Origin of the sequence: Roseovarius sp. SCSIO 43702 (assembly GCF_019599045.1) — a bacterium.
GTDB lineage: Bacteria > Pseudomonadota > Alphaproteobacteria > Rhodobacterales > Rhodobacteraceae > Roseovarius.
In genome coordinates, this window is sequence record NZ_CP080623.1 from 903,326 (window position 1) to 927,256 (window position 23,931).

Annotated in this window: 22 protein-coding genes; 11 read left to right on the top strand and 11 right to left on the bottom strand. The window is 67.9% G+C overall.

Annotation, left to right across the window (positions count from 1 at the left end; translation table 11 throughout):
• Nucleotides 1-35 precede the first annotated feature (35 nt).
• The 4 genes from K1T73_RS04235 (at nt 36) to folP (ending at nt 5,386) form a co-directional block, all read left to right on the top strand.
• Nucleotides 36-2,576 carry a putative PEP-binding protein gene (locus K1T73_RS04235; protein ID WP_220602736.1) on the top strand — a complete coding sequence of 847 codons (2,541 nt, stop codon included), beginning with the start codon at nt 36-38 and terminating at the stop codon, nt 2,574-2,576.
• A 155-nt stretch (nt 2,577-2,731) separates the two neighbouring features.
• A complete protein-coding gene (locus K1T73_RS04240; protein WP_259400444.1) occupies nt 2,732-3,349 on the top strand; it encodes a cell wall hydrolase in 618 nt (205 codons plus the stop codon).
• Between the two features lie 103 nt (nt 3,350-3,452).
• Entirely contained in the window at nt 3,453-4,382 is a 930-nt protein-coding gene (locus K1T73_RS04245; RefSeq protein ID WP_220602737.1) for a dihydroneopterin aldolase, read from the top strand.
• Complete coding sequence (gene folP, locus K1T73_RS04250) at nt 4,379-5,386, top strand: dihydropteroate synthase (RefSeq protein WP_220602738.1); 1,008 nt, start codon at nt 4,379-4,381, stop codon at nt 5,384-5,386. The genes K1T73_RS04245 and folP overlap by 4 nt, the downstream gene beginning before the upstream one ends.
• A gap of 43 nt (nt 5,387-5,429) precedes the next feature.
• Here folP and K1T73_RS04255 read toward each other — a convergent pair whose 3' ends face one another.
• A complete protein-coding gene (locus K1T73_RS04255; protein WP_220602739.1) occupies nt 5,430-6,356 on the bottom strand; it encodes a DMT family transporter in 927 nt (308 codons plus the stop codon).
• An 85-nt stretch (nt 6,357-6,441) separates the two neighbouring features.
• Nucleotides 6,442-7,464, bottom strand: a complete 1,023-nt coding sequence (ilvC, locus tag K1T73_RS04260) for a ketol-acid reductoisomerase (RefSeq protein WP_220602740.1) — start codon at nt 7,462-7,464, stop codon at nt 6,442-6,444.
• A gap of 128 nt (nt 7,465-7,592) precedes the next feature.
• Between ilvC and K1T73_RS04265 the strand changes: the two genes are divergently transcribed.
• Together K1T73_RS04265 and K1T73_RS04270 are read left to right on the top strand one after the other, a co-directional pair.
• A complete protein-coding gene (locus K1T73_RS04265; RefSeq protein ID WP_220602741.1) occupies nt 7,593-8,048 on the top strand; it encodes an Lrp/AsnC family transcriptional regulator in 456 nt (151 codons plus the stop codon).
• Nucleotides 8,045-8,503 carry an Lrp/AsnC family transcriptional regulator gene (locus tag K1T73_RS04270; RefSeq protein WP_220602742.1) on the top strand — a complete coding sequence of 153 codons (459 nt, stop codon included), beginning with the start codon at nt 8,045-8,047 and terminating at the stop codon, nt 8,501-8,503. Before K1T73_RS04265 ends, K1T73_RS04270 begins: the two co-directional genes overlap by 4 nt.
• A 9-nt stretch (nt 8,504-8,512) precedes the next feature.
• Here K1T73_RS04270 and K1T73_RS04275 read toward each other — a convergent pair whose 3' ends face one another.
• On the bottom strand, nt 8,513-9,715 hold the full coding sequence (locus K1T73_RS04275; protein ID WP_220603612.1) for a UbiH/UbiF family hydroxylase: 1,203 nt from the start codon (nt 9,713-9,715) through the stop codon (nt 8,513-8,515).
• A 64-nt stretch (nt 9,716-9,779) separates the two neighbouring features.
• A complete protein-coding gene (locus tag K1T73_RS04280; RefSeq protein WP_220602743.1) occupies nt 9,780-10,424 on the bottom strand; it encodes a pyrimidine 5'-nucleotidase in 645 nt (214 codons plus the stop codon).
• 118 nt (nt 10,425-10,542) lie between these two features.
• Between K1T73_RS04280 and K1T73_RS04285 the strand changes: the two genes are divergently transcribed.
• A complete protein-coding gene (locus tag K1T73_RS04285; RefSeq protein WP_220602744.1) occupies nt 10,543-11,187 on the top strand; it encodes a GntR family transcriptional regulator in 645 nt (214 codons plus the stop codon).
• On the opposite strand, the gene K1T73_RS04290 is transcribed toward K1T73_RS04285, so the two are convergent.
• Nucleotides 11,128-13,080 carry a glycosyltransferase gene (locus tag K1T73_RS04290; protein WP_220602745.1) on the bottom strand — a complete coding sequence of 651 codons (1,953 nt, stop codon included), beginning with the start codon at nt 13,078-13,080 and terminating at the stop codon, nt 11,128-11,130. The two genes, K1T73_RS04285 and K1T73_RS04290, sit on opposite strands and share 60 nt — an antisense overlap.
• A gap of 86 nt (nt 13,081-13,166) precedes the next feature.
• Nucleotides 13,167-14,321 (bottom strand): glutamine-hydrolyzing carbamoyl-phosphate synthase small subunit, encoded by a 1,155-nt coding sequence (gene carA / locus K1T73_RS04295; RefSeq protein WP_220602746.1) that lies wholly within the window; start codon nt 14,319-14,321, stop codon nt 13,167-13,169.
• 185 nt (nt 14,322-14,506) lie between these two features.
• Here carA and K1T73_RS04300 point away from each other — a divergent pair, with 185 nt between their 5' ends.
• Complete coding sequence (locus K1T73_RS04300; protein WP_220602747.1) at nt 14,507-14,965, top strand: GatB/YqeY domain-containing protein; 459 nt, start codon at nt 14,507-14,509, stop codon at nt 14,963-14,965.
• A gap of 60 nt (nt 14,966-15,025) precedes the next feature.
• Here the strand turns inward: K1T73_RS04300 and K1T73_RS04305 are convergent, their stop codons facing one another.
• From K1T73_RS04305 to K1T73_RS04315, 3 genes are all read right to left on the bottom strand, one after another.
• Nucleotides 15,026-15,754 (bottom strand): LuxR family transcriptional regulator, encoded by a 729-nt coding sequence (locus K1T73_RS04305; RefSeq protein WP_220602748.1) that lies wholly within the window; start codon nt 15,752-15,754, stop codon nt 15,026-15,028.
• A 360-nt stretch (nt 15,755-16,114) separates the two neighbouring features.
• A complete protein-coding gene (gene ccrA, locus K1T73_RS04310) occupies nt 16,115-17,401 on the bottom strand; it encodes a crotonyl-CoA carboxylase/reductase (protein WP_220602749.1) in 1,287 nt (428 codons plus the stop codon).
• Nucleotides 17,402-17,535: 134 nt separating this feature from the next.
• A complete protein-coding gene (locus K1T73_RS04315; RefSeq protein ID WP_220602750.1) occupies nt 17,536-18,909 on the bottom strand; it encodes a 1-acyl-sn-glycerol-3-phosphate acyltransferase in 1,374 nt (457 codons plus the stop codon).
• Nucleotides 18,910-18,956: 47 nt separating this feature from the next.
• Here K1T73_RS04315 and K1T73_RS04320 point away from each other — a divergent pair, with 47 nt between their 5' ends.
• On the top strand, nt 18,957-19,559 hold the full coding sequence (locus K1T73_RS04320; protein ID WP_220602751.1) for an N-acetyltransferase: 603 nt from the start codon (nt 18,957-18,959) through the stop codon (nt 19,557-19,559).
• On the opposite strand, the gene K1T73_RS04325 is transcribed toward K1T73_RS04320, so the two are convergent.
• Complete coding sequence (locus K1T73_RS04325) at nt 19,556-20,359, bottom strand: hypothetical protein (RefSeq protein ID WP_220602752.1); 804 nt, start codon at nt 20,357-20,359, stop codon at nt 19,556-19,558. The genes K1T73_RS04320 and K1T73_RS04325 overlap by 4 nt on opposite strands.
• Nucleotides 20,360-20,552: 193 nt before the next feature.
• Between K1T73_RS04325 and K1T73_RS04330 the strand changes: the two genes are divergently transcribed.
• On the top strand, nt 20,553-22,706 hold the full coding sequence (locus tag K1T73_RS04330) for a protein meaA (RefSeq protein WP_259400445.1): 2,154 nt from the start codon (nt 20,553-20,555) through the stop codon (nt 22,704-22,706).
• A gap of 55 nt (nt 22,707-22,761) precedes the next feature.
• Here K1T73_RS04330 and K1T73_RS04335 read toward each other — a convergent pair whose 3' ends face one another.
• On the bottom strand, nt 22,762-23,241 hold the full coding sequence (locus K1T73_RS04335; protein ID WP_220602753.1) for a DUF4168 domain-containing protein: 480 nt from the start codon (nt 23,239-23,241) through the stop codon (nt 22,762-22,764).
• A gap of 188 nt (nt 23,242-23,429) precedes the next feature.
• Between K1T73_RS04335 and K1T73_RS04340 the strand changes: the two genes are divergently transcribed.
• Nucleotides 23,430-23,882 carry a GNAT family N-acetyltransferase gene (locus tag K1T73_RS04340; protein ID WP_220602754.1) on the top strand — a complete coding sequence of 151 codons (453 nt, stop codon included), beginning with the start codon at nt 23,430-23,432 and terminating at the stop codon, nt 23,880-23,882.
• The last annotated feature ends 49 nt before the right edge of the window (nt 23,883-23,931 follow it).

Below are 23,931 nucleotides of genomic sequence, written 5' to 3' on the forward strand. Positions count from 1 at the left end.
CGGCGTATGTTGCAGGACGCAACAAGGATGCCGCAATGCAGCATGACAATCCCGAGGTGACCCTCATCACCGCCGACGCGCCGGTGAGCGCCGAGACCCATGGCGGGCGGGCGAAATGTCTGCAACGGCTGGTCCGGCTCGACCTGCCGGTGCCGCGCACCATCGCCCTGTCCTTCAAGGCCGTGCGGGCCATTGCCGCCGGTGAGATGGCCGATGGCGCCGCCCTGCTCGAGCCGTTCGGGCCGCATCCGCTGCTATGCGTGCGGCCGTCGTCGGAAGACCCGGACTGGGGCGGGCCGCGGGCGGTGCTCAATATCGGCATGTGCGACGCGAAGCGCGCCGAACTCGCCGAGACGCTGGGCGAGGCGGCGGCGGCGAAGCTCTACCTGCGGTTCGTGCAATCCTACGCCATCCATGTCGCGCGGCTCGACCCCGACGTGCTTGACGACGTGAGCGACGATCCGGTCAAGGGGTTGGCCGAGGCGCTCGACGTCTACGAGGAGGAGGCAGAGGAGCCCTTTCCGCAAGAGCCCGCCACGCAACTGATCGAGGTGCTGCGCTCGATGGCGCGCGCATGGGAAGGCACCACGGCGCGGCTTCTGCGGCAGGCCAAGGGCGCACCGGCGGATGCGGGGCTCGGCCTCGTGGTGCAGAAGATGGCGCTGGGGCTCGGGCCGGGGGAATGCGGCTCGGGCGTGATGCAGCTTGTCAACGGCGCGACGGGCGAGCGCAAGATCACGGGCCGTTACATGCGCCAGAGCCAGGGGCGCGAGGCGCTGAGCCGGGGTGCGGACGCGATGTATCTCGAGCGGGATCCGCGCGGCCCGTCGCTCGAGGAACTGGCGCCGGAGGCCTTCGCCACGCTCAAGGCGCACACGACCCTCATGCGCGAGAAACTGCGCGAGGAAATGCAGGCCGAGTTCACCATCGAGAACGGCGAGGTCTTCGTGCTGGACGGGGTGCGGGTGACGCGCAACGCCCGCACGGCGGTGAGCATCGCCGTGGCGCTGGCCGAAGACGGCATCATCAGCCGCGAGGAAGCGCTGATGCGGATCGAGCCGCGCGCGCTCAACGAGCTGCTGCACCGGCAGGTGGACCCGGAGGCGCGGCGCGATGTGATCGCACGCGGCGTCGCGGCGAGCCCCGGTGCCGCGAGCGGCGTCATCGTCTTCACCTCGGAAGCGGCGCAATCCATGAAGGCCCAGGACACGCCCTGCATCCTCGTGCGGCGCGAGACGAGCCCCGAGGACATTCGCGGCATGCATGCCGCCGCCGCCGTCCTGACCGAGCGGGGCGGGATGACCAGCCATGCCGCCGTGATCGGGCGGGGCATCGGCCTGCCCTGTGTCGTGGGGGCCTCGGCGATCCGGTTCCAGACCGTGAAGCGCCAGATCACCGCGCCGGATGGCCGCGTCTTCCGCGAGGGCGACAAGATCACCATCGACGGCACCAATGGCGAGGTGCTGGCGGGCGAGGCCGCGCTGCTGGAAGCGGGCCATGACGACAGCCTCAAGGTGCTGATGGCCTGGGCCGACGATGCGCGCGACATCGCGGTGCGCGCCAATGCCGACACCCCGCGCGATGCCGAGACCGCCCGGTGGTTCAGCGCCGAGGGCATCGGCCTGTGCCGGACCGAGCACATGTTCTTCGAGACCGACCGCCTGATCGTCATGCGCGAGATGATCTTCGCCGGGACGAGCGATGACCGCGCCGCCGCGCTGGACCGGCTCCTGCCGATGCAGCGCGCGGATTTCACCGAGCTGTTCCGCATCATGCAGGGCAAGCCCGTCTGCATCCGCCTGCTCGACCCGCCGCTGCACGAGTTCCTGCCCACCGGGCGAAGCGGCCAGCGCGAGCTTGCCGAGGCGCTCGACATCCCGCTCTCGGACGTGACGCGCCGGATCGAGGCGCTGGGCGAATACAACCCGATGCTCGGGATGCGCGGCGTCCGCCTCGGGATCACCGTGCCCGAGATCTACGACATGCAGGCCCGCGCGATCTTCGAGGCGCTGATCGAGGCGCGCGAGGAGGACGACCCGGTCGTGCCCGAGATGATGATCCCGCTCGTGTCGGCGAGCCGCGAAGTCGAGCTCGTGAAGTCGCGCATCGACGCGGTGGCGGGGGCCGTGCGCCGCGAGACCGGCGAGGAATTCACCTATCGTCTGGGTGTCATGGTCGAGACGCCGCGCGCCTGCCTGCGGGCGGGCGACATCGCCCCGCAGGTGGCCTTCCTGAGCTTCGGCACCAACGACCTCACGCAGATGACCTACGGGCTCAGCCGCGACGACGCGGGCCGGTTCATGTCGGATTACGTCCAGCAGGGGGTCTATCCCGAGGATCCGTTCCACACGCTCGACATCTACGGCGTGGGCGAGCTTCTGAAGATCGCGGCCGAGCGGGCGCGGGCGGCGAACCCGGACCTGACGCTCTCGATCTGTGGCGAGCATGGCGGCAACCCCGAATCGATCGCTTTCTGCCGGGAAGCGGGATTCGACTATGTTTCCTGCTCTCCGTTCCGTGTTCCGGTGGCCCGGCTGGCCGCCGCGCAGCTCGCGCTGAGGGACAAGATCGGGTAGGAACCCGCCTGACTCGCCCCAGATGTGCACCCCGGACAGGGATGAATTGTCGCAGGTCTCGCCTGAACGCGACCGAAGCTGGACGAATCCCGCCAACTTGAGTAAACGCCCCGGATCGTTAACGACGAGGGCCCGGGGGGCCCAGGAGGTTCGGTATGCTGATGCGAGTGATCCTGACCGTGGCCATGTTGGCCGGAACGACCGGCGCCGTGACCGCCGAATCCTCGGCTGCGCGGCTCATCGGGAACGAGAAACGCGCGCTGAAGGCGATGAAGGAGGACCGGCTGGCCTCGCTTCTCAAACCCGGCGCGGGGGGCTTTGCCTATTCCAAGGCGTGGCTCGACCAGCAGAAGACCGTCAAGGGCGGGTCCGAGTGGCGCTGCCTGTCCGAAGCGCTCTATTTCGAGGCGCGCGGCGAGACCGTGAAGGGCCAGTTCGCCGTGGGCGAGGTCATCATGAACCGCGTCGACAGCCCCGATTATCCCAACACCGTCTGCGGCGTCATCAACCAGGGGACGGGGCGCAAATATGCCTGCCAGTTCACCTATACCTGTGACGGCCACGACGAGGTGATCGCCGAGCCGCGCGCCTTCGCCCGTGTCGGCAAGGTGGCAAGCCTGCTGATCGGCGGCGCGCCGCGCAAGCTGACCGACGGGGCCACGCATTACCACACCCGCGCCGTGTCGCCGCGTTGGGCGCGCGTGTTCCCGCGCACCGCGACCATCGGCGTGCATCACTTCTATCGCCAGCCCACGCGCCTGTCGCAGAACTGAGCCGGTGCGGCGCGTTTGCGGCTTGGTCGCCGCGGCCTGCCCGTGCTAAGGCGCGGTCGGGAGGCGGGCATGACGCTCGCCCCGCGGTCCGCGGAGACCTGAGATGAGCAACGAAGTGAGGCTCGCCTTCGAGCACCCCAAGAGCCGGGCCAAGGCGACGTCGCCCGATGGCCCGCTCGACCGCATCTCGGTGCGCGACCACGTGGTCGAGGTCGAGATCGGCGCCTTCCAGGCCGAGCGCGGCACGACGCAGCGCGTGTCGTTCAACGTGGTGGTCGAGGTGCGGCCGCTCGCGGATGACGTGGAGGACGATGTCGACCGCATCCTGAGCTATGACCGCGTGACCGAGGCGATTGCCGCCGAACTGGCCGAGGAACGCCTGAACCTGCTGGAAACCCTGGCCGAGCGCATTGCCGAGCGCATCCTGTGGGAACCGCAGGCGGTGCGGACCTTCGTGCGGATCGAGAAGCTCGACCGGGGCCCCGGCGCGCTCGGGGTCGAGATCGTGCGGTCGGTGGACGACCTCAAGACCAAGCCCGTGTCGCCGCATGCCGACACCGCCCCGCATCCGCACGTGGTCTTTCTCAGCAACGAGGCCATCACCTCGCCCAATCTCGCGCGCTGGCTCGATCAGCTCGAGGCACGGGCCGAGCCGGTGATCCTCTGCGTGGGGCGCGCCGAGGTGCCCGCCCCGCAGACCGGGCATCGCATGACGCAAAGGCGGGTGGACCTGCTCGCCATCGAGCAGAACGCCTGGGTGCTGGGCGGGCGCGACGATCGCTGTGTCGTGGTGGCCACCCGCACCGAGCTGGACTGGGCGATGAAGAACGGGCAGATCAGCGTCTGGGCGCCGTCGAAGATCGTGCTCGACGCGGTGGACGGGCCGACGGTGGGGCCGGACGACCCGGTGGCGCTTGCCGCGTGGTTCGCGGGCCACATGGAAGCGTCGGACCTGCTTCTGATCGGGGCCAGCCTTTCGGGCGATGCGGAGGTGCCGGTGCAGGTGCAGGACATCGCGCAATCGGGGCTATGAGCGTCTATTTCCGGCCGGTGGCCCGCTTCGACCACGTGCGCCCCGACGGCGCGTTGCCGCTTGCCGGCGGCTGGTGCTGGTTCGATACCGCTGAAAGGATCGGGCGCGACGGGACAAGCGCGCTCGTCCCTGCGCGGGAATTGCCCGAGGCGGTGCGCGCGCGGCTGACCACCCCCCGTGCCGCGATCGCGGGCCTTTCCTTCGACGCACCGCGCCTCATGGGCATCCTCAACGTCACCCCCGACAGTTTCTCGGACGGGGGGCGGCATTTCGATCCCTCCGATGCGCTGACCCATGCCCGGGCGATGGAACGCGACGGGGCCGAGATCATCGACGTGGGCGGGGAATCGACCCGTCCGGGCGCGGCGGAGGTGGCGGTCGAGGACGAGATCGCGCGCACCGCGCCGGTGATCGCGGCGCTGCGGGCGGCAAGCGATGTGCCGATCTCGATCGACACCCGCAAGGCAGCGGTGGCGCGGGCGGCCCATGCGGCGGGCGCGACGATGGTCAACGACGTGGCAGGGCTCGGATTCGACCCGGCGCTTGCCCCGTTCTGTGCCGAGGCGGGTCTGCCGGTCTGCATCATGCACGCGCAGGGCACGCCCGACATCATGCAGAAGGATCCCCGCTACGACCACGTGGCGCTCGACGTCTACGATTATCTCGCGGAGCGGATCGAGGCACTGGGCCGGCAGGGCATTCCACGCGAGAGGATCGTCGTGGATCCCGGCATCGGCTTCGGCAAGACCATGGCGCATAACCTGACGCTCCTGCGGATGCTCTCGCTCTTTCATGGGCTGGGTTGTCCGGTCCTGCTGGGCGCGTCGCGCAAGCGCTTCATCGGCGAGATCGGCGGCACGGCCGAGGCGGGCGCGCGGATGCCCGGCTCGGTCGCGGTGGCGCTCGCGGGCGTGGCGCAGGGGGTGCAGATGCTCAGGGTGCATGACGTGGACGCAACGCGCGCCGCGCTGGCCCTGTGGCGGGCGGCCACCCTCGAGGGGTGACACACGGCCGTCTTTCCCGTTCTAGATATCCGATGAGCCGACCTCAGCCACGCGCCCGCCGACCCGAGAAGAGGCGCCGGAGCGCGCCGAACTGGCTGAGCGCGACGCCCGAGAGGATGAGCGCCAATGCCCAGAAAAGCCCGTCGGGCATGGTCTCGCCCAGCAGGGCCATGCCGAAGATCACGGACCAGACCGGCACCTGGTAGTTCACGAGGCTCATGAACACGGGGCCCGCGTCGCGGATGATCTGGACGAGGATGATCTGGGCGATGCCGGTGGGCAAAATGCCCAGGTAGAGCAGCGCGAGGAGGCTCGAGCGGCCGATGGTCTCGGGCCATCCCTCGACCCAGAGCGCATAGGGTGCGATCGCGCAGGCGCCGAGCAGCAGAGCCGCCGCCGAGAGCGAGAGCATGTCCACGGCGGGACAGAGCCGGGTGGCGATGGTGCCGATGGAATAGCACAGCGGCACCGCGAGGCAGGCAAGCCGCGCCCAGGTCTCGAGCGAACTGCCGGTGGAGGAAAGCGCCGCGGGCCCGATCAGGATCGCCACGCCCATCGTGCCGATGAGGAAGCCCAGCGTGCGGCGCAGGGTCATCACCTCGCCGCGGATGAAGATATGGGCCAGCGGCAGGATGAAAAGCGGCCCGAGCGACATGCAGACCCCGGCAAAGCCCGAGGCGACCGATTGCTGCCCCCAGGCCAGCAAGGCGAAAGGGATCGCGTTGGAGAAAAGCCCCATGACCAGCGCGGCGAGCCAGATGCGCCCCGCCCCGGCTGTGGTCACGGGCGGCAGGCCCACGCCGCGTGCGTGGGTGAGGATGAAAAGGAAAATCGCCCCCAGCGTGACCCGCGTGGCGGCGACGAAAAGCGGTCCCGCGCCTTTGAGCGCCAGTTCGATCGCCATGAAGCTGGCCCCCCAGACGATGCCGAGAAAGGCGAGCTTGAGCCAGTTGATCGGGCGGATGGGCATGGGGCGCGCGTTCCTGGAGGCCAAACGGGCAAGGGGGCGCCTGTCGCAAACGCCCCCTTCCTGATCCGTCACGAGGTGAGGGGGATCAGTTCTTTTCGCGGTCGACCATCTTGCCCGCCGAGATCCAGGGCATCATGTCGCGGAGCTTCTTCCCCGTCTCCTCGATCTGGTGCTCGTCGTTGAGCCGGCGCGTGGCCTTGAAGGAGGGCTGGCCCACGGCGTTCTCGAGCATGAAGTCGCGCACGAACTTGCCGGTCTGGATGTCGCGCAGGATGGCCTTCATCTCCTTCTTGGTCTGCTCGTAGGGCAGGACGCGCGGACCCGAGACATACTCGCCGTATTCGGCCGTGTTCGAGATCGAGTAGTTCATGTTGGCGATGCCACCCTCGTAGATCAGGTCGACGATGAGCTTCACCTCGTGGAGGCATTCGAAATAGGCCATCTCGGGCGCGTAGCCCGCCTCGACCAGCGTCTCGAAGCCGCAGCGGATGAGCTCGACCAGGCCGCCGCAGAGCACCGCCTGTTCGCCGAAGAGGTCGGTTTCGCATTCCTCGCGGAAATTCGTCTCGATGATGCCCGAACGGCCGCCGCCGATGGCCGAGCAGTAGGACAGCCCGATCTCGAGAGCCTTGCCGCTCGCGTCCTGGTGGACGGCCACGAGGCAGGGCACGCCGCCGCCCTTCTGGTATTCGCCGCGCACCGTGTGGCCGGGGCCTTTCGGCGCCATCATGATGACATCGACGCCGGGCTTCGGCTCGATCAGGCCGAAATGCACGTTGAGACCATGGGCAAAGGCGATGGCGGCGCCATCCTTGAGGTTGTCGTGGACGTATTTGCGGTAGGTCTCGCCCTGAAGTTCGTCAGGCATGGTGAACATGATGAGATCGCACCACTTGGCGGCCTCGGCGATGCCCATGACCTTTAGGCCCTCGCCCTCGGCCTTCTTGGCACTGGGCGAGCCTTCGCGCAGCGCGACGACGACGTTCTTGGCGCCGGAATCGCGGAGGTTGAGCGCATGGGCATGGCCCTGCGAGCCGTAGCCCAGGATGGCCACCTTCATGTCCTTGATCAGGTTGATGTCGCAATCGCGGTCGTAATAAACGCGCATGGTTCGGTCCTCTTGCTTGTGTTTGGGCGCAATCTACCGGGTTCGCGCGGATAGGGGCGGTCGTTTTGCGTGGCTAGTGCCGAATTTTCGGGTATTTATAATCAGAAATGAGAAAAGGCGAAAAAATCATGCTCGACGATACGGATCGCCGAATCCTGCGGCACTATCAGCACGCGCCCGAGCTCGGGCTGTCGGACCTGGCCGCGCGCGCGGGTGTCACGCCGGCGACCTGCGCGCGCAGGCTCGAGCGGATGCGGGCCGCGGGGCTGATCCGGGCGGTGCGGGCGGTCATCGACTGGCGCGCGTTGGGCTACGAGGTCGAGGTGTCGCTGCGGGTGAGCCTCGACAAGAGCGTGCCGCACGCCTTCGACGCGTTCGTGGCCGCGGCGCGGCAGGTGCCGGAGGTGGTGGAGATACAGACCTTCCTGGGCCGTGTGGACCTGCGCCTGTCGGTCATCGCGCGGGACATGGCGCATTACCAGGAGATCTATCGCAACGCGATCCTGCCGCTGCCGCACATGGACGATCTCGAGGCGCTGATGCACGTGGCGCGGATCAAGTCCGAGGAGGTGCTGCCGCTGTGATCGAGCTTGACACGATGGACCGCCGCATCCTGCGCGCGCTGGTGGAGGATGCCACGCAGAGCGCGAGCGCGCTTGGCCGCCGGCTGGGCCTCTCGCAACCGGCGGTGTGGCGGCGGATCCGGCGGCTGGAGGAGGCGGGTGTGATCGCGGGGCGGCGGCTCGATCTCGACGCCGAGCGGCTGGGCTTCGGTGTGACCTTCTTCCTCGGCGTGAAGCTCGCCACGAAGGGACGGGTGAGCGTGGAGGATTTCGAGCGCGCGGTCACGGCCATCCCGGAGGTGCAGACGGTCGAGCATATCCTCGGGCTCTATGACTACCGGCTGCGGGTCGTGGCCCGCGACATCGCCGATTTCGAGCGGGTGCTGCGGCGGCGGATCATGGCGCTTCCGGGGGTCGGCGACGTGGAGGCCAACGTCCTTCTGAGCGAGGAACGGCGGGCGGGGCCGATCGGGTGAGGGGTCGGTTCAGGCGCGCATCCCGAGCCCCATCTGCATGAGCATCCGGCGCACCGGCGCCATCGCATAGAGCGCGTCGAGCGCCTTGGCCCGCGCGTCGCGCAGCGGTTGCGCGTGGAGCTGCGAGGCGCGGTTGAGGATGTCGATGCCTGTCACGCGGGCGCGGATGTCGGGGTGACGCGCGGCGTGGTAGGCGTCGAGCATGGCGCGGTCGCCGAGTGTCGCGGGTGACTTCAGCGCGAGGTCGCGCAGGCAGGCGAGATCCTTCAGCGACATGTTGAGCCCCTGTGCGCCGATTGGCGGAACCACATGCGCCGCCTCGGCCACGAGCGCGAGACGTTCCCCGGAAAGGCGGTCGGCCACCTGGCTGATGATCGGCCAGACCGTGCGACGCGAGGCGAGCTTGAGCGGCCCGAGCAGGTGGCAGGACCGGATGCTCATCTCGGCCTCGAAGGCGGCTGTGTCGAGCGCCGCGAGGCGCTCGGCCTCGGGGCCGTCCTCCATCCAGACCACCGCCGAGGAGGGCATCCCCTCGTGATCCGGCAGGGGGACGAGGGTGAAGGGGCCGCCCGAGCGGTGTATCTCGGTCGAGACGTCGCCATGGGGCAGCGGATGGGTCACGGCGAAGGCCAGCGCCTTCTGCCCGTAACGCGTGGTCCGCACGCCGATGGAAGCGGCTTCGCGCATGGGCGAGGCCCGGCCATCGGCGGCGATCACCAGCCGGGCGGTGACGCGGCCGCCCGACGTAAGCCCGACGCGGGCCTCGCCCTCGCGGGTGAAAAGCGTGGTGGTGCCGGTTCCGGGGCGGAAATCGACCCGGTCGAGCGTGCGAAGATGGGCCTGCATCTCGCGCCGGAGGAGCCAGTTGGGCAGGTTCCATCCGAAGGGCAGGTCCGAGAGCTCGGAGGCCTCGAAATCGCGGATGACGCGCGGCTCGGGCTTCTCGCCTCCCGCGTCGACGATGCGCATGGTCTGAAGCGGCTGGGCATGGGGCGCGAGGCGGTCCCAGAGTCCGGCCCGGTCGAGCAGGTCGCGCGCCGGTTGCAGGAAGGCGGTGCTGCGCAGGTCCGCGCCCTCGCTGTCACGCTCGGTGACGGGTGGCGCGGGATCGACACAGATCACCCGGAACCCGGCGGTACCGAAGACCGCCGCCGCCGTAAGGCCCGCGACGCCGCCGCCGGAGATGAGGATGTCACAGGTTTCGGGGGTCATGTGCGGCTCCTTCTCATGGGGGGTCATGTAGCCCTGCGCGCCGCCTGCGCCAAGGCGCGGATCGTCACAGCAGGCGCGCGAGAAAGCCACTGAGGTCGTCGGTGTGATGGTGGATATGCGGCGCCGGATCGGCGGCGGCGGCGACGTGGACGGTGCGCAGGCCCATCTCGTGCGGGATCAGCAGGTTGCGCGCCTCGTCCTCGAACATGGCGGCGCGGCGCGCATCGAGCCCGTCCGCGGTGAAAACCCGCTCGAACGCCTCGCGCCGGGGTTTCGGGGCGAACCCCGCGTGCTCGACCCCGTAAACCGCGTCGAACAGCCCCGAGAGCCCGCGCGCGTCGATGACCCGCTCGGCATAGGGGGCGGTGCCGTTGGTATAGACGATGCGGCGGCCCGGAAGGCGCGCGATACGGTCGCGCAGGGTGGCGTCGGGCGCGAGCGCGCCGAAGTTGATGTCGTGGACCGCCTCGAGGAACGGGCCGGGGTCAAGCGCGTGTTCGGCCATGAGCCCGGCGAGCGTGGTGCCGTGTTCGCGCCAGTAGGCCACGCGCAGGGCGTCGGCCTCGGCATGGGAGAGACGCAGCGAGTCCATCACGAACTGCGTCATGCGGCGCTCGATCTGGTCGAAGAGGCGGATCGAGGGGCAATAGAGCGTGTTGTCGAGGTCGAAGACCCAGGCGGTGACGTGGCTGAACTGCTGGCGTGGCATGGGGATGGTGTAGCCCGTCCGCGGGGTTCGGGAAAGGGCGCGCGTGCCTTGCGGCTTGAACAACGGGCGCCCGCGCGCTTAGGATCGCGCGATCCCCACCGGAAGGAGCCGCGCGCCGATGAAGCCAGTGCAGAAAGACGCCTACACGCTCATCCTCGAGGCGATCGACATGGGGGTCTACCGGCCGGGCGACCGCCTGGTCGAGAGCGATCTCGCCGAGAAGCTGGGCGTGTCGCGCACGCCCATCCGCGAGGCGCTGCAACGGCTCGAGACCCAGTCGCTCCTGACGCGGGACGGGCGAAGCCTGATCGTGGCGTCTCTAGATCACAATCAGATGGCCGAGCTCTACGTGGTGCGCGCCGAGCTCGAGGGGCTGGCCGCGAGCCTTGCCGCGCGGCACGCCAGCGACGAGGAGGTGCGCGTGCTGCGCGACATGGTCGAGGAGGATCGCAAGCTGATCCGCGACCCGGCCGCGATGGCGCGGGCGAACCGGCGGTTTCACAAGCAGATCCACCTGTCCTCGCATAACCGGTTTCTCGTGCAGCAGCTCGACCTCGTGCATCGGTCGATGGCGCTCATGGCGACCACGTCCCTCGCGGCGGTGGGACGGCCGGAGGTGGCGATCGCCGAGCATGACGAGATCGTGAGCGGGATCGAGGCGCGAGATGCCGCAGCCGCGAGCGACGCTTTGCGCGCGCATATCTCAAAAGCGTTTGTGACGCGCCTCAAGCTGGATTCGGGCGAGATCGACAGCACCCTTTGACGCGGTGGCGTCCGCATCCGTGCCCGTTGACTTGAGCGACAGGCCATGGGTCGTCTTGTCCCAGAAGAAGGGTGCGAAGATCATCTCGTAGAGCGCCTTGTAGGCGGCGATCGTGCCGAGCGGGGCGTAGAAATGCATGAGCGGCACCCAGGGCAGAAGGTGGCGATGGAAGCGCCCCGAGACGGCGACCGCGTGGATCGCGATGTTGATCATCTCGACCGCGAGGAAGAGCTTGCCCACCGCCATCAGCACCTCGCGCGAGAGGACGGGATCGAGCGGATGCGGCAGGCCCAGGAGGACGAGCCAGAAAGACCAGAGGAAAGGCGCCAGCAACACCTGCGATACGGTCGTCACGAAATGCGCCTGGAAGCCCCAGAAGCGCCACGCCCCGAGTTGCCGGCGCAGCAGGCGGGGGCTGCGCATGTGGACGAGATAGGTGGTCATGTAGCCCTTGAGCCAGCGCGAGCGCTGCTTGACCCAGGGCCAGAGCCGGCAATTCGCCTCCTCGCCGGTCACGGTGCCGATGATCTCGGTCCGGTAGCCGTGCCGTGCCAGGCGGAAGCCCAGATCGGCATCCTCGGTCACGTTATGCGCGTCCCAGCCGCCCAGTTCTTCGAGCGCGTCGCGGCGGAAGAACAGCGTGGTGCCGCCCAGGGGAATGGCCAGCCCGAGCTTTGCCAGGCCGGGCAGGATGAGGCGGAACCACGTCGCGTATTCGATGGTGAAGGACCGCGCGAGCCAGTTCTGCCTGGGATTGTAGTAGTCGAGGATCCCCTGGAGGCAGGCCACGTCGGGTGGAGCCGCCTGGAACCGGCGGGCGACCATGGTGATCTGGTCGGGGTCGGGGGCGTCCTCGGCGTCGAAGATGCCGATGATGTCGCCTTCGCAGAAGTCGAGCGCGTAATTCATCGCGCGGGGCTTGGTGCGGGGGTGGCCATCGGGGACGATGACGGCGCGCATCCAGGCGGGCAGGTCGATCTCGGCCAGCGTCTTTTGCGTGAGCGTGTCCTCCTCCTCGAGTACCAGCACCACGTCGAGCAGGCATTTGGGATAGGTGAGCCGCGACAGGCGGGTGATGAGCGCGTGCGCGATCTCGGTCTCGCGGTAGAGGGGTACGAGGACGGAGACCTTGGGCAGCTTCTCCGGTCCCGAAGCGATCGGGGCGTGGTCGACGGGGTTGCCCACCGTCATGCGCGCGGCGAAGGCCGCGGTCTTGAAGCAGGCGGCGACGACGAGCGTGAGCGCCGCCCAGCCGACGAAGACCGAGAACACCGCCGCCGGGTAGAGAGCCGTGAGCACGAGGCAGACCGTCAGCGCGCACAGCGTGAGCGCAAGGCGCCGGTGCGGCGTCGCGGACCATGTGCGGCAGCTTTCGGAGGCATCGACACGGGCCTGCGCGAGATCGGTCAGAACATCCCGGTTCGCGTTTGCCACCGCGTCCTGGATGGCGTGATCGGGCGCGAGGACATGCGGCAGGTCGCGCAAGGAGGCGGGCAGTTGATCGCGCAGGTCGCGCGCGCGGGCAGGATCGGAAAGGGCAAGGCGCCGGTTTCCGTGGCGCGTGACCAGCGGGGCCGCGCGCCATTTCAGCAGTTGGCGAGGATCGGTGCCGGGCGGCGCCGGGGTGGCGAGCGCGGCAAGCTCGGCCCGCCCGAGCACCCTGTTCCCATGAAGCTTCGCGCGGGCGGCGAGTATCTCGCGCTCTGCGGCGATGCCTTCGGTGAAGAGGATGCGGTCGAGCGATGCGTCGCAATGGCGGGCCACCATCTGCGCGAGCGCCGCGTCCCCGCGCGAGATCGTGCCGGCCTGCACGAGCTCGCGCCCCTTCTCGTCCAGGGCATCCGCGGCCTCAAGGTGATGCGCGCCGAGTTGGCGCAGCTCCGAGATGCCCATGTGTCGCTCCTCGTTCACTGTCCCGAGAAGCAATATCTTTCAAACTGGTTAATGGAGCGTAAACAGACCCTTAACGAAGGGTTAACCTATCCTCGGCCCGCCATCGACGCCGCGAAGCGTTCGAAAAGGTAGAAGCTGTCCTGCGGTCCGGGGCTTGCCTCCGGGTGATGCTGAACCGAGAAGACCGGCCTGTCGGCCACGCGGATCCCGCAATTCGAGCCGTCGAAGAGCGAGACATGGGTTTCCGTCACGCCCTCGGGCAAGGTCTGGCTGTCGACCGCGAAACCGTGGTTCATCGAGGTGATCTCGACCTTGCCGGTCTCGTGATCCTTCACCGGGTGGTTGGCGCCGTGGTGGCCGTGGTTCATCTTGATGGTCCTGGCCCCGAGCGCGAGGGCGAGCATCTGGTGGCCGAGGCAGATGCCGAAGATCGGCTTGCCCGAGTCGAGGAGCCCCTTGATCGCGGGCACCGCGTAGGCGCCGGTCGCGGCCGGGTCACCGGGACCGTTCGAGAGGAATATGCCGTCGGGATCGTGGGCCAGCACGTCCTCGGCCGTGGCGCTGGCCGGGAGGACGGTCACGTCGCAGCCAGCCGAGGCGAGGCAGCGCAGGATGTTGCGTTTCGCGCCGTAGTCGATCGCGACCACGCGGTGCTTCGGGTCGGTCTGCCGGGTGTAGCCCTCGGGCCAGGCCCAGCGCATCTCGTCCCAGCGGTAGGATTGCGCGCAGGTCACTTCGCGGGCGAGATCGACGCCCTCGAGCCCCTTGAACGCGCGTGCCTGCTCGACGAGCGCCGCGGTGTCGAAGTTTCCCTCGGGGTCATGGGCCAGCGCCACGTGCGGGGCGCCCTGCTGGCGGATCGCGCGGGTGAGGCGGCGGGTATCCACTCCGCCGATGGCGATGCGTCCACGCCGGGCCAGCCAGTCGGTCAGCCGGTCGGTCGCGCGCCAGTTCGACGGCTCGGTCGGGTCCCACTTGACGACCATGCCGGCGGCGACGGGATCGGCGGTCTCGTCATCCTCGGGGTTGACGCCGGTATTGCCGATATGGGGGAAGGTGAAGGTGACGACCTGCCCGGCATAGGACGGGTCGGTCATGATCTCCTGGTAGCCGGTCATCGCGGTGTTGAAGCAAAGCTCGGCCGTGGTCACGCCCGTGGCGCCGAAGCCGCGCCCGTAGAACAGCGAGCCGTCGGCGAGGGCGAGGCAGGCCGTCGGGCGGGGCGGGGTCGAGGAGGCCATGGCGCGTTCTCCTTGTGGGCATGGGGCGGGCAAATCGGACGTGGTGTAGGCCCGCCGCCCTGTCGGGTCAAGCGCGAATGGGCGCGGACGCGCCTGCCCGCGCGGGACGCAGCGGAACGGTTGCCACCCCGCGCGGTTTTGGGTAGGGGTGCCGTCTTGGAACGAGAAGCGAGGCTTGAGGGCTCATGAGTTTGCGCGACCGGATCAATGCCGCCTTGAAACAGGCGATGAAGGACAAGGCGGGATCACGCCTTGCGACGCTGCGCCTCATCAACGCGGCGATCAAGGACCAGGACATCGCGGCGCGCAGCGCCGACAGCCAGGACGGGGTGAGCGATGCCGAGATCCTCGCGATCCTCGCGAAGATGACCAAGCAGCGGCAGGAAAGCGTGCGCGCCTACGAGGAAGGCGGGCGGCTCGACCTGGCCGAGCGCGAGCGCGAGGAGATCGCGGTCATCTCCGAGTTCCTGCCCCGGCAACTGAACGACGAGGAGGTCGAGGCCGCGATCGAGAGTGCCATCGAGGAGACCGGCGCGAGCTCGATCCGCGACATGGGCAAGATCATGGGCGCGCTCAAGGCGCGCCATGCCGGACAGATGGATTTCGGCGCAGTCGGCGCGAAGATCAAGGATCGGCTGGGCTGAGCCCCGGCGGATCCGGGCCGCGCGGATCATCCCCCCAAAACCGGAAGACGTCGCGGCGCGTCAGGCGAGGACGATCAGGCCCTGGCTGAGCGCGCGGGCGACGGCGTGGATCGTGTTGCTGGCTCCGAGCTTGTGCCGCGCGCTTTCGATATAGGTGCGCAGCGTGTTTTCCGAGATCGAGAGCGTATCGGCCACCTGAGCGCGGTTGTATCCCATCGCGAGAAGCGTGATCGCATCGACCTCGCGCGGGCTGAGCGCCGAGGCCGGGGCGGGGCCGCGATCGGGCTCGAGATCGAGCGCCTTCTCGTTGAAGGCATGCGCGATCAGGATCAGGTGCCGGCGGTTTTCCTCGGTGAAGGCGGCCCAGGCCTCATCGGTGGCGTTGCTGCTGACGGTGAAGAGCGCGAATTGCCCGCCGGGGCCGCGAACCGGGACCGAGTAGCCCTGGTTGCCGATCCCGTAGTCGATCGCCTCGGCCCGGAAGGCCCGCGCCGCCTTGCCCGACCAGTCGAGCCGCTTCCAATCGACCGGGTGGAAGCGCTGGTAGCAGCCGATGATGACCGGGTCGACGCGCAGGTATTCCCGCTCGATATACCGTTCGACCCAGGCGCGGGAATAGGTTCCGCAGCCGTATTGGTCGCCCCCCGCGCTGACCCAGTGATAGACCATGTGATCGACCCCGAAGAGGTCGCGCAAATCCTCAATGATCGCCTGCAAGACGGAGGCGTCGGACGCCGCGTCCAGCCGCGAGAGGATCGAATTCAGTTCCGCCTGCGACGGTGCGGTCATGCGCATTGGGCCCCTTAGCCAGCGACGCAAGCTCGTTCGCCGCGACGAGCCGGGTATCCTCCAGCTGTTCGGCAAGCGCGCTCAGGCCGTTCTGACCCGCGAAGCTGCGCAGGTCGGCCAACACGTCAAGTATCCACTCATTATGCATGACCGATCTCCGCTTGGGTAGTATTGGAATGAACTTTGCAACCCTACCATGCGTTTTGCGCGCGCCCCTATTCGCGGAATTCAACTCCCCTAAAATGGTGGGGCGATCACTGACAAGCGCCTGAAATAAAAGGATCAGCGTGCCAAACCGCGAAAAAGCCCCGCAAACCAATCGCGGGGCTTGCGGGGCTTTGTTTCGAAACCGTGAACGGTTTATCTCTTGGCCTGCAACACCTCCTTGACGGTCTTGAGGCCCTGGCGCGGCGCCTGCACCAGCACGGCCATGTTGCCCGGCTTGTGCTGGTTCTTGCGCATCTTCACATGGGCTGCCGGGATCTCGTCCCAGCCGAAGCATTCGGACATGCAGGGATCGAGCCGTCCGTCGATCATCAGCTTGTTGGCCGAGCTCGCCTGCTTGAGATGGGCGAAATGGCTGCCCTGGATGCGCTTCTGGTGCATCCAGACGTAACGGGCATCCATCGTCAGGTTGTAGCCCGTCGTGCCCGCGCAGATCACCACCATGCCACCTTTCTTGCAGACGAAGGTCGAGACGGGGAACGTGGCCTCGCCGGGGTGTTCGAAGACCATGTCCACGTTTTCGCCCTTGCCGGTGATGTCCCAGATCGCCTTGCCGAACTTGCGCACTTCCTTGAACCATTCGGCGTATTCGGGCGAGTTGACCTTGGGAAGCTGGCCCCAGCAGTTGAAGTCATTGCGGTTCAGCACGCCCTTGGCGCCGAGACCCATGACGAAATCGCGCTTGTCCTCGTCCGAGATGACGCCGATGGCGTTGCCGCCCGCCGTGTTGATGAGCTGGATCGCGTAGGAGCCGAGGCCGCCCGAGGCGCCCCAGACCAGCACGTTCTGACCCGGCTTCAGGGTGTGAGGCCGGTGGCCGAAGATCATCCGGTAGGCCGTGGCGAGGGTGAGGGTGTAGCACGCGCTCTCCTCCCAGGTGAGGTGCTTGGGCCGCGGCATGAGCTGCTGCGCCTGGACGTTGGTGAACTGCGCGAAGGAGCCGTTCGGGGTCTCGTAGCCCCAGATCCGCTGCGACGGCGAGAACATCGGGTCGCCGCCATTGCATTCCTCGTCCTCGCCATCGTCCTGGTTGCAATGGATCACGACCTCGTCGCCCACCTTCCAGCGCGTGACCTTGTCGCCCACGGCCCAGACCACGCCCGACGCGTCCGACCCCGCGATGTGATAGTCGGCCTTGTGCACGTCGAACATGCTGATCGGGATGCCGAGACCGGCCCAGATGCCGTTGTAGTTCACGCCGGCCGCCATGACGAGCACGAGCACTTCGTGGCTGTCGAGCTTGGGCACGTCCACGACCTCGAGCTGCATGGCCTGGTCGGGTTCGCCCTGGCGCTCGCGGCGGATGGCCCACGCATACATCTGTTTGGGCACGTAGCCCAGCGGCGGAAGCTCTCCGATCTCGTAGAGATCCTTTTCGGGTGCGTCGTAAGGCGCGATGCCGGTTTCGGTGTCCAAGGCCATGAGACCCTCCTTCGATGTTGCGTTTCGCCGCAATGCAGAATCGCCGCGTCTGCCCAAGTGATATGATCGAGCGCGAAACATTGCAATGCCTCGTGCGGAGATTTTGTAATTTTATGACCCAGCAGTTGCAGAAATTACTTTGCAGACGCAGCGTCACGATCTTCGAAGAAATGCGCAATGGAGTTGGCATAGAAGGTCAGGAGGGGCCCGGCCCCGGCGGCGGCTGTCCAGCCCCCGGGTGTTTCGCGGATCAGGTCGCGCTCGGCCAGGATCCGGCGTGCCTCGGCCAGCGCGGCATCGAGCCCGTCCTTCGGCTCCGGCGGGGGTGGCGCGTCGGCGGCGGCGATCTCGGCCTCGACCCGCGCCTTGAGCGTGGCTTCGTCGAGCGGTGTCTCGGCGCCAAGCAGCACGCGCGCCGTCAGCGGCACGAAGAGCAGCGGCATCTCGTCCTCGATGCGGTGCATGAGGTCGTGCGCCAGCGCGTCGAGATCGGTGGGTGTGCCGAATTCCTTGAGGCTCACAGGCGCGCCGAAGATCACCTCGGCCACACCGAAGCGGCGGAACTTGCCGCGCATTCGTCGCCAGAGCATCGACAGGATGAAGCGCAGGATCACCGTCATGCGCGCACCGAAACGCCGGTCGCCCCGCGCGGCGGCGGCGACCAGCACCCGGTCCTCGAGCACGCGGTCGTAGTTGATCGCGACCGGGACGAAAACCACGTCGCGCCCCGCCGGATCGTGGCCGTCGACCACGTAGGACAAAAGCCCCAGCTTCGGCGGGCGCAGCCGGCCATCGAGGCTGAGCCCGCCCTCGGGGAAGATCGCCTGCGTCACGCCGTTCGTCGTGGCCATCTGGACATAGCGCGCCAGCACCGCGCGATAGAGTTCCCCGCGCGACCGCCGCCGGATGAAATAGGCGCCCATCGACTTGATGAGCCGCGAGAGCGGCCAGACCCGCGCCCATTCGCCCACGGCATAGCTGAGCGCCGACGCCTTGGCGGCAAGCGTCGTAACCAGCACGTAATCCATGTTCGAGCGGTGGTTCATGATGAAGATGACGGTCGCGTCCTTGTCGATCCCGGCCAGTACCGCCTCGTTGTCGGGGCCGGTGCGCACGTCGTAGAGCATCCGTCCGAGCCAGTCGGCGGCGCGGGTGCCGAAGCTGAAATACGTGAAGGCGCTGAAGGAGGGGACGATCTCGCGCGCGTAGCGGCGGGCCTTCTCGAAGGCCACGTCCTCGCGCACGCCACGCCGCTCGGCATAGCCCACCACCGCCTCCGTCACCTGCGGGTCATAGACGAGGCGCTGGATCATGTCATGGCGGCGGGCGAGCTTGAAGGGTTCGATGGGCCGCGTGAGGCGTTCGTTGAGCCGGTCGACCGCGCGTTCGAGACGCCGGCGAAAGAACCAGCGGACGGAGGGAAAGAGGAAATGCGACGCGAATGTCACCGCCGCGAAGGCAAGGAGCAAAAGCAGGAGCCAAAGCGGCATTTCCACGGGGCGCGTCATGGCCGCACCCTTGCATCATCGGGCGGAAGGGTAAATATCGAAGGCCCATGATCGCCTTCACCATCGAGCCCGGCATCCCCCGTGACGCGCGCATCGCCGCAGCGTGGCTCTACTGGGAGGCGTTCGGCGGCAAGCTAGGTCGCGTGATGGGGCCGGACAAGCGCGCCCGCCGCTTCTTCGCGATGACCTTCGACGCGCGTTTCGCCCTCTCGGCGCTGGCTCCTGACGGGACGCTCCTGGGGATCGCGGGATTCAAGACGCATGAGGGCAGCATGACCGGCGGCAGCTTTGCGGAGATGGCCGCGATCTATGGCGCGTTCGGCGCGGGATGGCGCGCCGCCTGCCTGTCGCTGCTGGAGCGCGAGGTGCTGCGCGACGTGCTGCTGATGGACGGCATCTGTGTCGCGCCCGCGGCACGGGGGCAGGGGGTGGGGTCGGCGCTTCTCGACGCGGTGATCGCGGAGGCGGCGGCGCGGGGGCTTCCGGCGGTGCGGCTCGACGTGATCGACGACAACCCCCGCGCCCGCGCCCTCTACGAGCGGAAGGGATTCCGGGCCACGCATGAGAACCGGCTCGGGCTGCTGCGGCATGTCTTCGGGTTCACGAGCGCGACGGCGATGCTGCGGGACGTCGGGGAAGGCGCACCCTAGCCCGTCCTCTCGGCCTTGATCGTGTCATAGAGCACGCGCAGCGGGGACTGGTCGACCTCGATCAGGCCCCGGCGGGGGCGGTCGAGATCGACGATCAGGAACACCATCAGCACGATGAGCATCATCATCAGGTACACAGGCGTGGCCGGCCGCGCCCCCGCGATGGCCGAGGAATAGCCCAGCATCGCGCCGGAGAGGATGAAGGTGAGATACATCAGCATCAGCACCACCTCCGGCACGTGCCGGTCGATCGTAGCGCTGCGGCTGGCCAGCGAATCCACCATGTCGTTGAGCGCCGTGCCGAAGCTGACGGCCCCCGGTCCGGGCCGGGCCTGAGCGGCGTCGCCCGCCGTCTCCCAGAGTTCGGCGAAGGCGGCCTCGGCATTCGCGACCAGGCGCTTGCGGCGCTGATGCTGATCGGCGGTGATCTCGCTCGCCTCGACGCGCAGGCGCAGGTAGCGGCGCAGGTCGGTTCGCGCGTCCTCCTGCATGTCGGGCGGCAGGAAGTCGATGCGCAACCACGCGGTGCCGATGGCGTTCGCCTCCTCCACCACGGCCGCCGAGCGGGCATCGTGGCGCGACAGCGCGAGCGAGAAGGTGAAACCGATGAGCAGCGCGAGCAGACCGAGAAGCGAGCCCTGGACGGCGGTTGTCTGGGTGCGGAATTCGTCGTTCACGAAGCGCATCCGGCGCTTGCCGATCAGGTAGCCGCCGACCATCGCGGCGAGCATGCCAAGCATGAGCCCCGCGGCGAGGTAGATCGTGGGAATGTCGTACATGAGTTCGCGCTGTCCGATCACCGGGGGCGACCTTTCGTCGAATCGGCCAGGGGGCCGGAAGGTCCGGCGGCGATGGATACGCCGGGAGCGGGCGGCGGTCAATCGCGGCGGGGGGTGCGGGGTTGCTGCGACGCAGCGAATTGACAATGCCACAATCTTCCACGTATCAATCGCGATACGAAAGAATGTTTCGCCATGATCAGGAGCCGAGCCGATGTCGCAAGTGCAGAAAGAGCGCGTTTCCACGCCCGGTGCAGAGGCGTCCGACCGCGTGACGGACCGGGCGGCGGAAAGGACGGGACCGGAGGCCGGGAAGGCGGATCGCGAATCCGGCAGGGCCGATCGCCAAGCCGATCGCGATTCCGGCAATGCCGATCGCCAAGCCGATCGCGATTCCGGCAATGCCGATCGCCAAGCCGATCGGCCGTGGCTCATCCGCACCTATGCCGGTCATTCCACCGCCGCGGCGTCGAACGCGCTCTATCGTGCGAACCTCGCCAAGGGGCAGACGGGCCTTTCCGTGGCCTTCGACCTTCCCACGCAGACGGGCTATGACAGCGACCATATCCTCGCGCGGGGCGAAGTGGGCAAGGTGGGCGTTCCTGTGAGCCACCTGGGCGACATGCGCGCGCTGTTCGACCAGATCCCGCTCGAGCAGATGAACACCTCGATGACGATCAACGCGACGGCGCCCTGGCTTCTTGCGCTCTATATCGCGGTGGCCGAAGAGCAGGGCGCGGATGTCTCGAAGCTTCAGGGCACGGTGCAGAACGACCTCATCAAGGAATATCTCAGCCGCGGCACCTATATCTGTCCGCCGAAACCGTCGCTCGGGATGATCGGGGACGTGGCGGAATACTGTCTGCACAACGTGCCGAAATGGAACCCGATGAACGTGTGTTCCTACCATTTGCAGGAGGCCGGGGCGACGCCCGAGCAGGAGCTTGCCTTCGCGCTCGCCACGGCGGTGGCGGTGCTGGACGAGTTGAAGCCGCGCGTGGCGGAAGAGGATTTTCCGGCCATGGCGGGGCGCATCAGTTTCTTCGTCAACGCCGGCATCCGCTTTGTCACCGAGATCTGCAAGATGCGCGCTTTCGTGGACCTGTGGGACGAGATCCTGCGCGACCGTTACGGCGTGGAGGACGCCAAGTTCCGACGCTTCCGCTATGGCGTGCAGGTCAACAGCCTCGGCCTGACCGAGCAGCAGCCCGAGAACAACGTCTATCGCATTCTGATCGAGATGCTGGCGGTGACGCTCAGCAAGAAGGCGCGGGCGCGGGCGGTGCAGCTTCCGGCGTGGAACGAGGCGCTGGGCCTGCCGCGCCCGTGGGATCAGCAATGGTCGATGCGGATGCAGCAGATCCTGGCCTACGAGACCGATCTGCTGGAATTCGACGATCTCTTTGACGGCAACCCGGCGGTGGACGCGAAGGTCGAGGCGCTGAAAGAGGGCGCGCGGCACGAGCTGGAGGTGCTCGACGGCATGGGCGGGGCCATCGGGGCCATCGACTACATGAAATCGCGCCTGGTGGAATCGAACGCCGCGCGGCTGAGCCGGATCGAGGCGGGCGAGACCGTGGTGGTGGGCGTCAACCGCTACCAGCAGGGGGAGCCGAGCCCGCTCATGACCGGCGATGGCGGCATCATGGTGGTCGACCCGGCTGTGGAGGCCGAGCAGATCGGACGGCTGGAGGAATGGCGCGCGGCGCGTGACGCGGGCGCCGTCGAGGCGGCGCTGGCGGGGTTGCGCAAGGCCGCGCAAGAGGGGCGGAACATCATGCCCGCGTCGATCGAGGCCGCGAAGGCCGGAGTCACGACGGGTGAATGGGCCGCCGAGATGCGCGTGGTTCACGGAGAGTATCGCGGGCCGACCGGCGTCTCGGCCAACCGCTCGAACATGACCAAGGGGCTCGAGGACCTGCGCGACATGGTCGACGCGGTGAGCGACCGCCTGGGCCGCCGGCTGAATTTTCTCATCGGCAAGCCGGGCCTCGACGGGCATTCCAACGGCGCCGAGCAGATCGCCGTGCGCGCCCGCGATTGCGGGATGGATATCCGCTACGAGGGTATCCGCCTCACGCCCGAAGAGATCGTGGCGGCGGCGCAGGAGGAGCAGAGCCATGTCGTCGGCCTGTCGATCCTCTCGGGGTCGCACATCCCGCTGGTCGAGGACCTGATGGCGCGGATGCGCGACGCGGGGCTCGGCGATGTGCCGGTCGTGGTGGGCGGCATCATCCCCGAGGAGGACGCGCGGCGCCTGCGCGAGATGGGCGTGGCGCGGGTCTATACGCCCAAGGATTTCGAGCTCAACACGATCATGGCCGATGTCGTCACCCTGGCCGATCCGAAGCCGGTCGCGGCCGAATAGCGCGACGCGCGCCACCCGGTGACGGAGTGGCGCGCGCATGTCGTGGGGGCGGGACTCACTCGGACTGGGTGTTGCCTTCGTCCTCGTCCGTCTCGGCCTGCGGTTCGGCTTCGGAGTCGGGTTCGGCCTCGTCCTGCGCCGCCTCTGCATCGCCCTGGCGTTCCTGAAGTTCGGCGATGATGCGCTCGTTGAGGGCGCGGTCGCCGCTCGCCGCCTGGCCGATCCCGAGATATTCGGCCGTGGTCATGCCTTCGGTGTTCTCGATGGCGTCCTGCGCGGCGAGCGTGGCTTCCTCGGCCAGCGCCTTGCGCTTGTCGGCATCTTCTTCGGCCTGGATGCGCGGTCCGTAATCGAGGCGCACCTTCTCGACCGCCATGACCGCATCGACGAAGGCCGAGACCTGCGTCTCGGTCACGTCGGCGGCCTCGATCTGCTCGGGGACGACGGGCGCGTCGGCCGTCTGCGCGGCAAGCGGGGCGCCAAGCGCCAGAAATGCGGCGGCAAGCGCCGCGGCGAGGGGTGTGCGTGATATCATTTCGGTCTCCTTCCGGGAGGGATCATGTGTCGGATGGGGGCTGCGGGCCCGTCTGGTCGCCCTGACATGATGCGCCGGGGACGGTGACGCAAACGGGTCGGCGGGAAGATGCCGGAACCGCGCCTCTGGCGGCAGGACGGACGGGCGGCTATGGTTCGGGGACACGCTTGTGACGAAGGACCGCCGCGATGACCGACACGATCACGATACGCCCGCTTGCGCCCGAGGACGAGGCGGAGTGGAGGCGCCTCTGGAAAGCCTATCTCGCGTTCTACGGCACGACCGTGAGCGACGAGATCTACGAGACGACCTTCGCGCGTCTCCTGTCGGAGGATCATCCGCGCCAGAACGCGCTTATGGCACTTCTCGACGGCAAGGCGGTGGGGCTCGTCCACTATATCTATCATCCGCATAACTGGCGGATCGAGGACGTGTGTTATCTCCAGGATCTCTTCGCCGATCCCGAGGCGCGCGGCAAGGGCGTGGGTCGCAAGCTCATCGAGGCCGTCTATCGGGCGGCGGATGCGGCGGGGTGCCCCTCGGTCTACTGGATGACGCAGGATTTCAACGCCGAGGCGCGCCGGCTTTATGACCGGATCGCGCAGCTCACGCCCTTCATCAAGTACCAGAGACAGGGATAGGCGCGATTTTTCGCGCCGCGCCCGCGAGAGGCCGCTTTTCTTGCGCGCG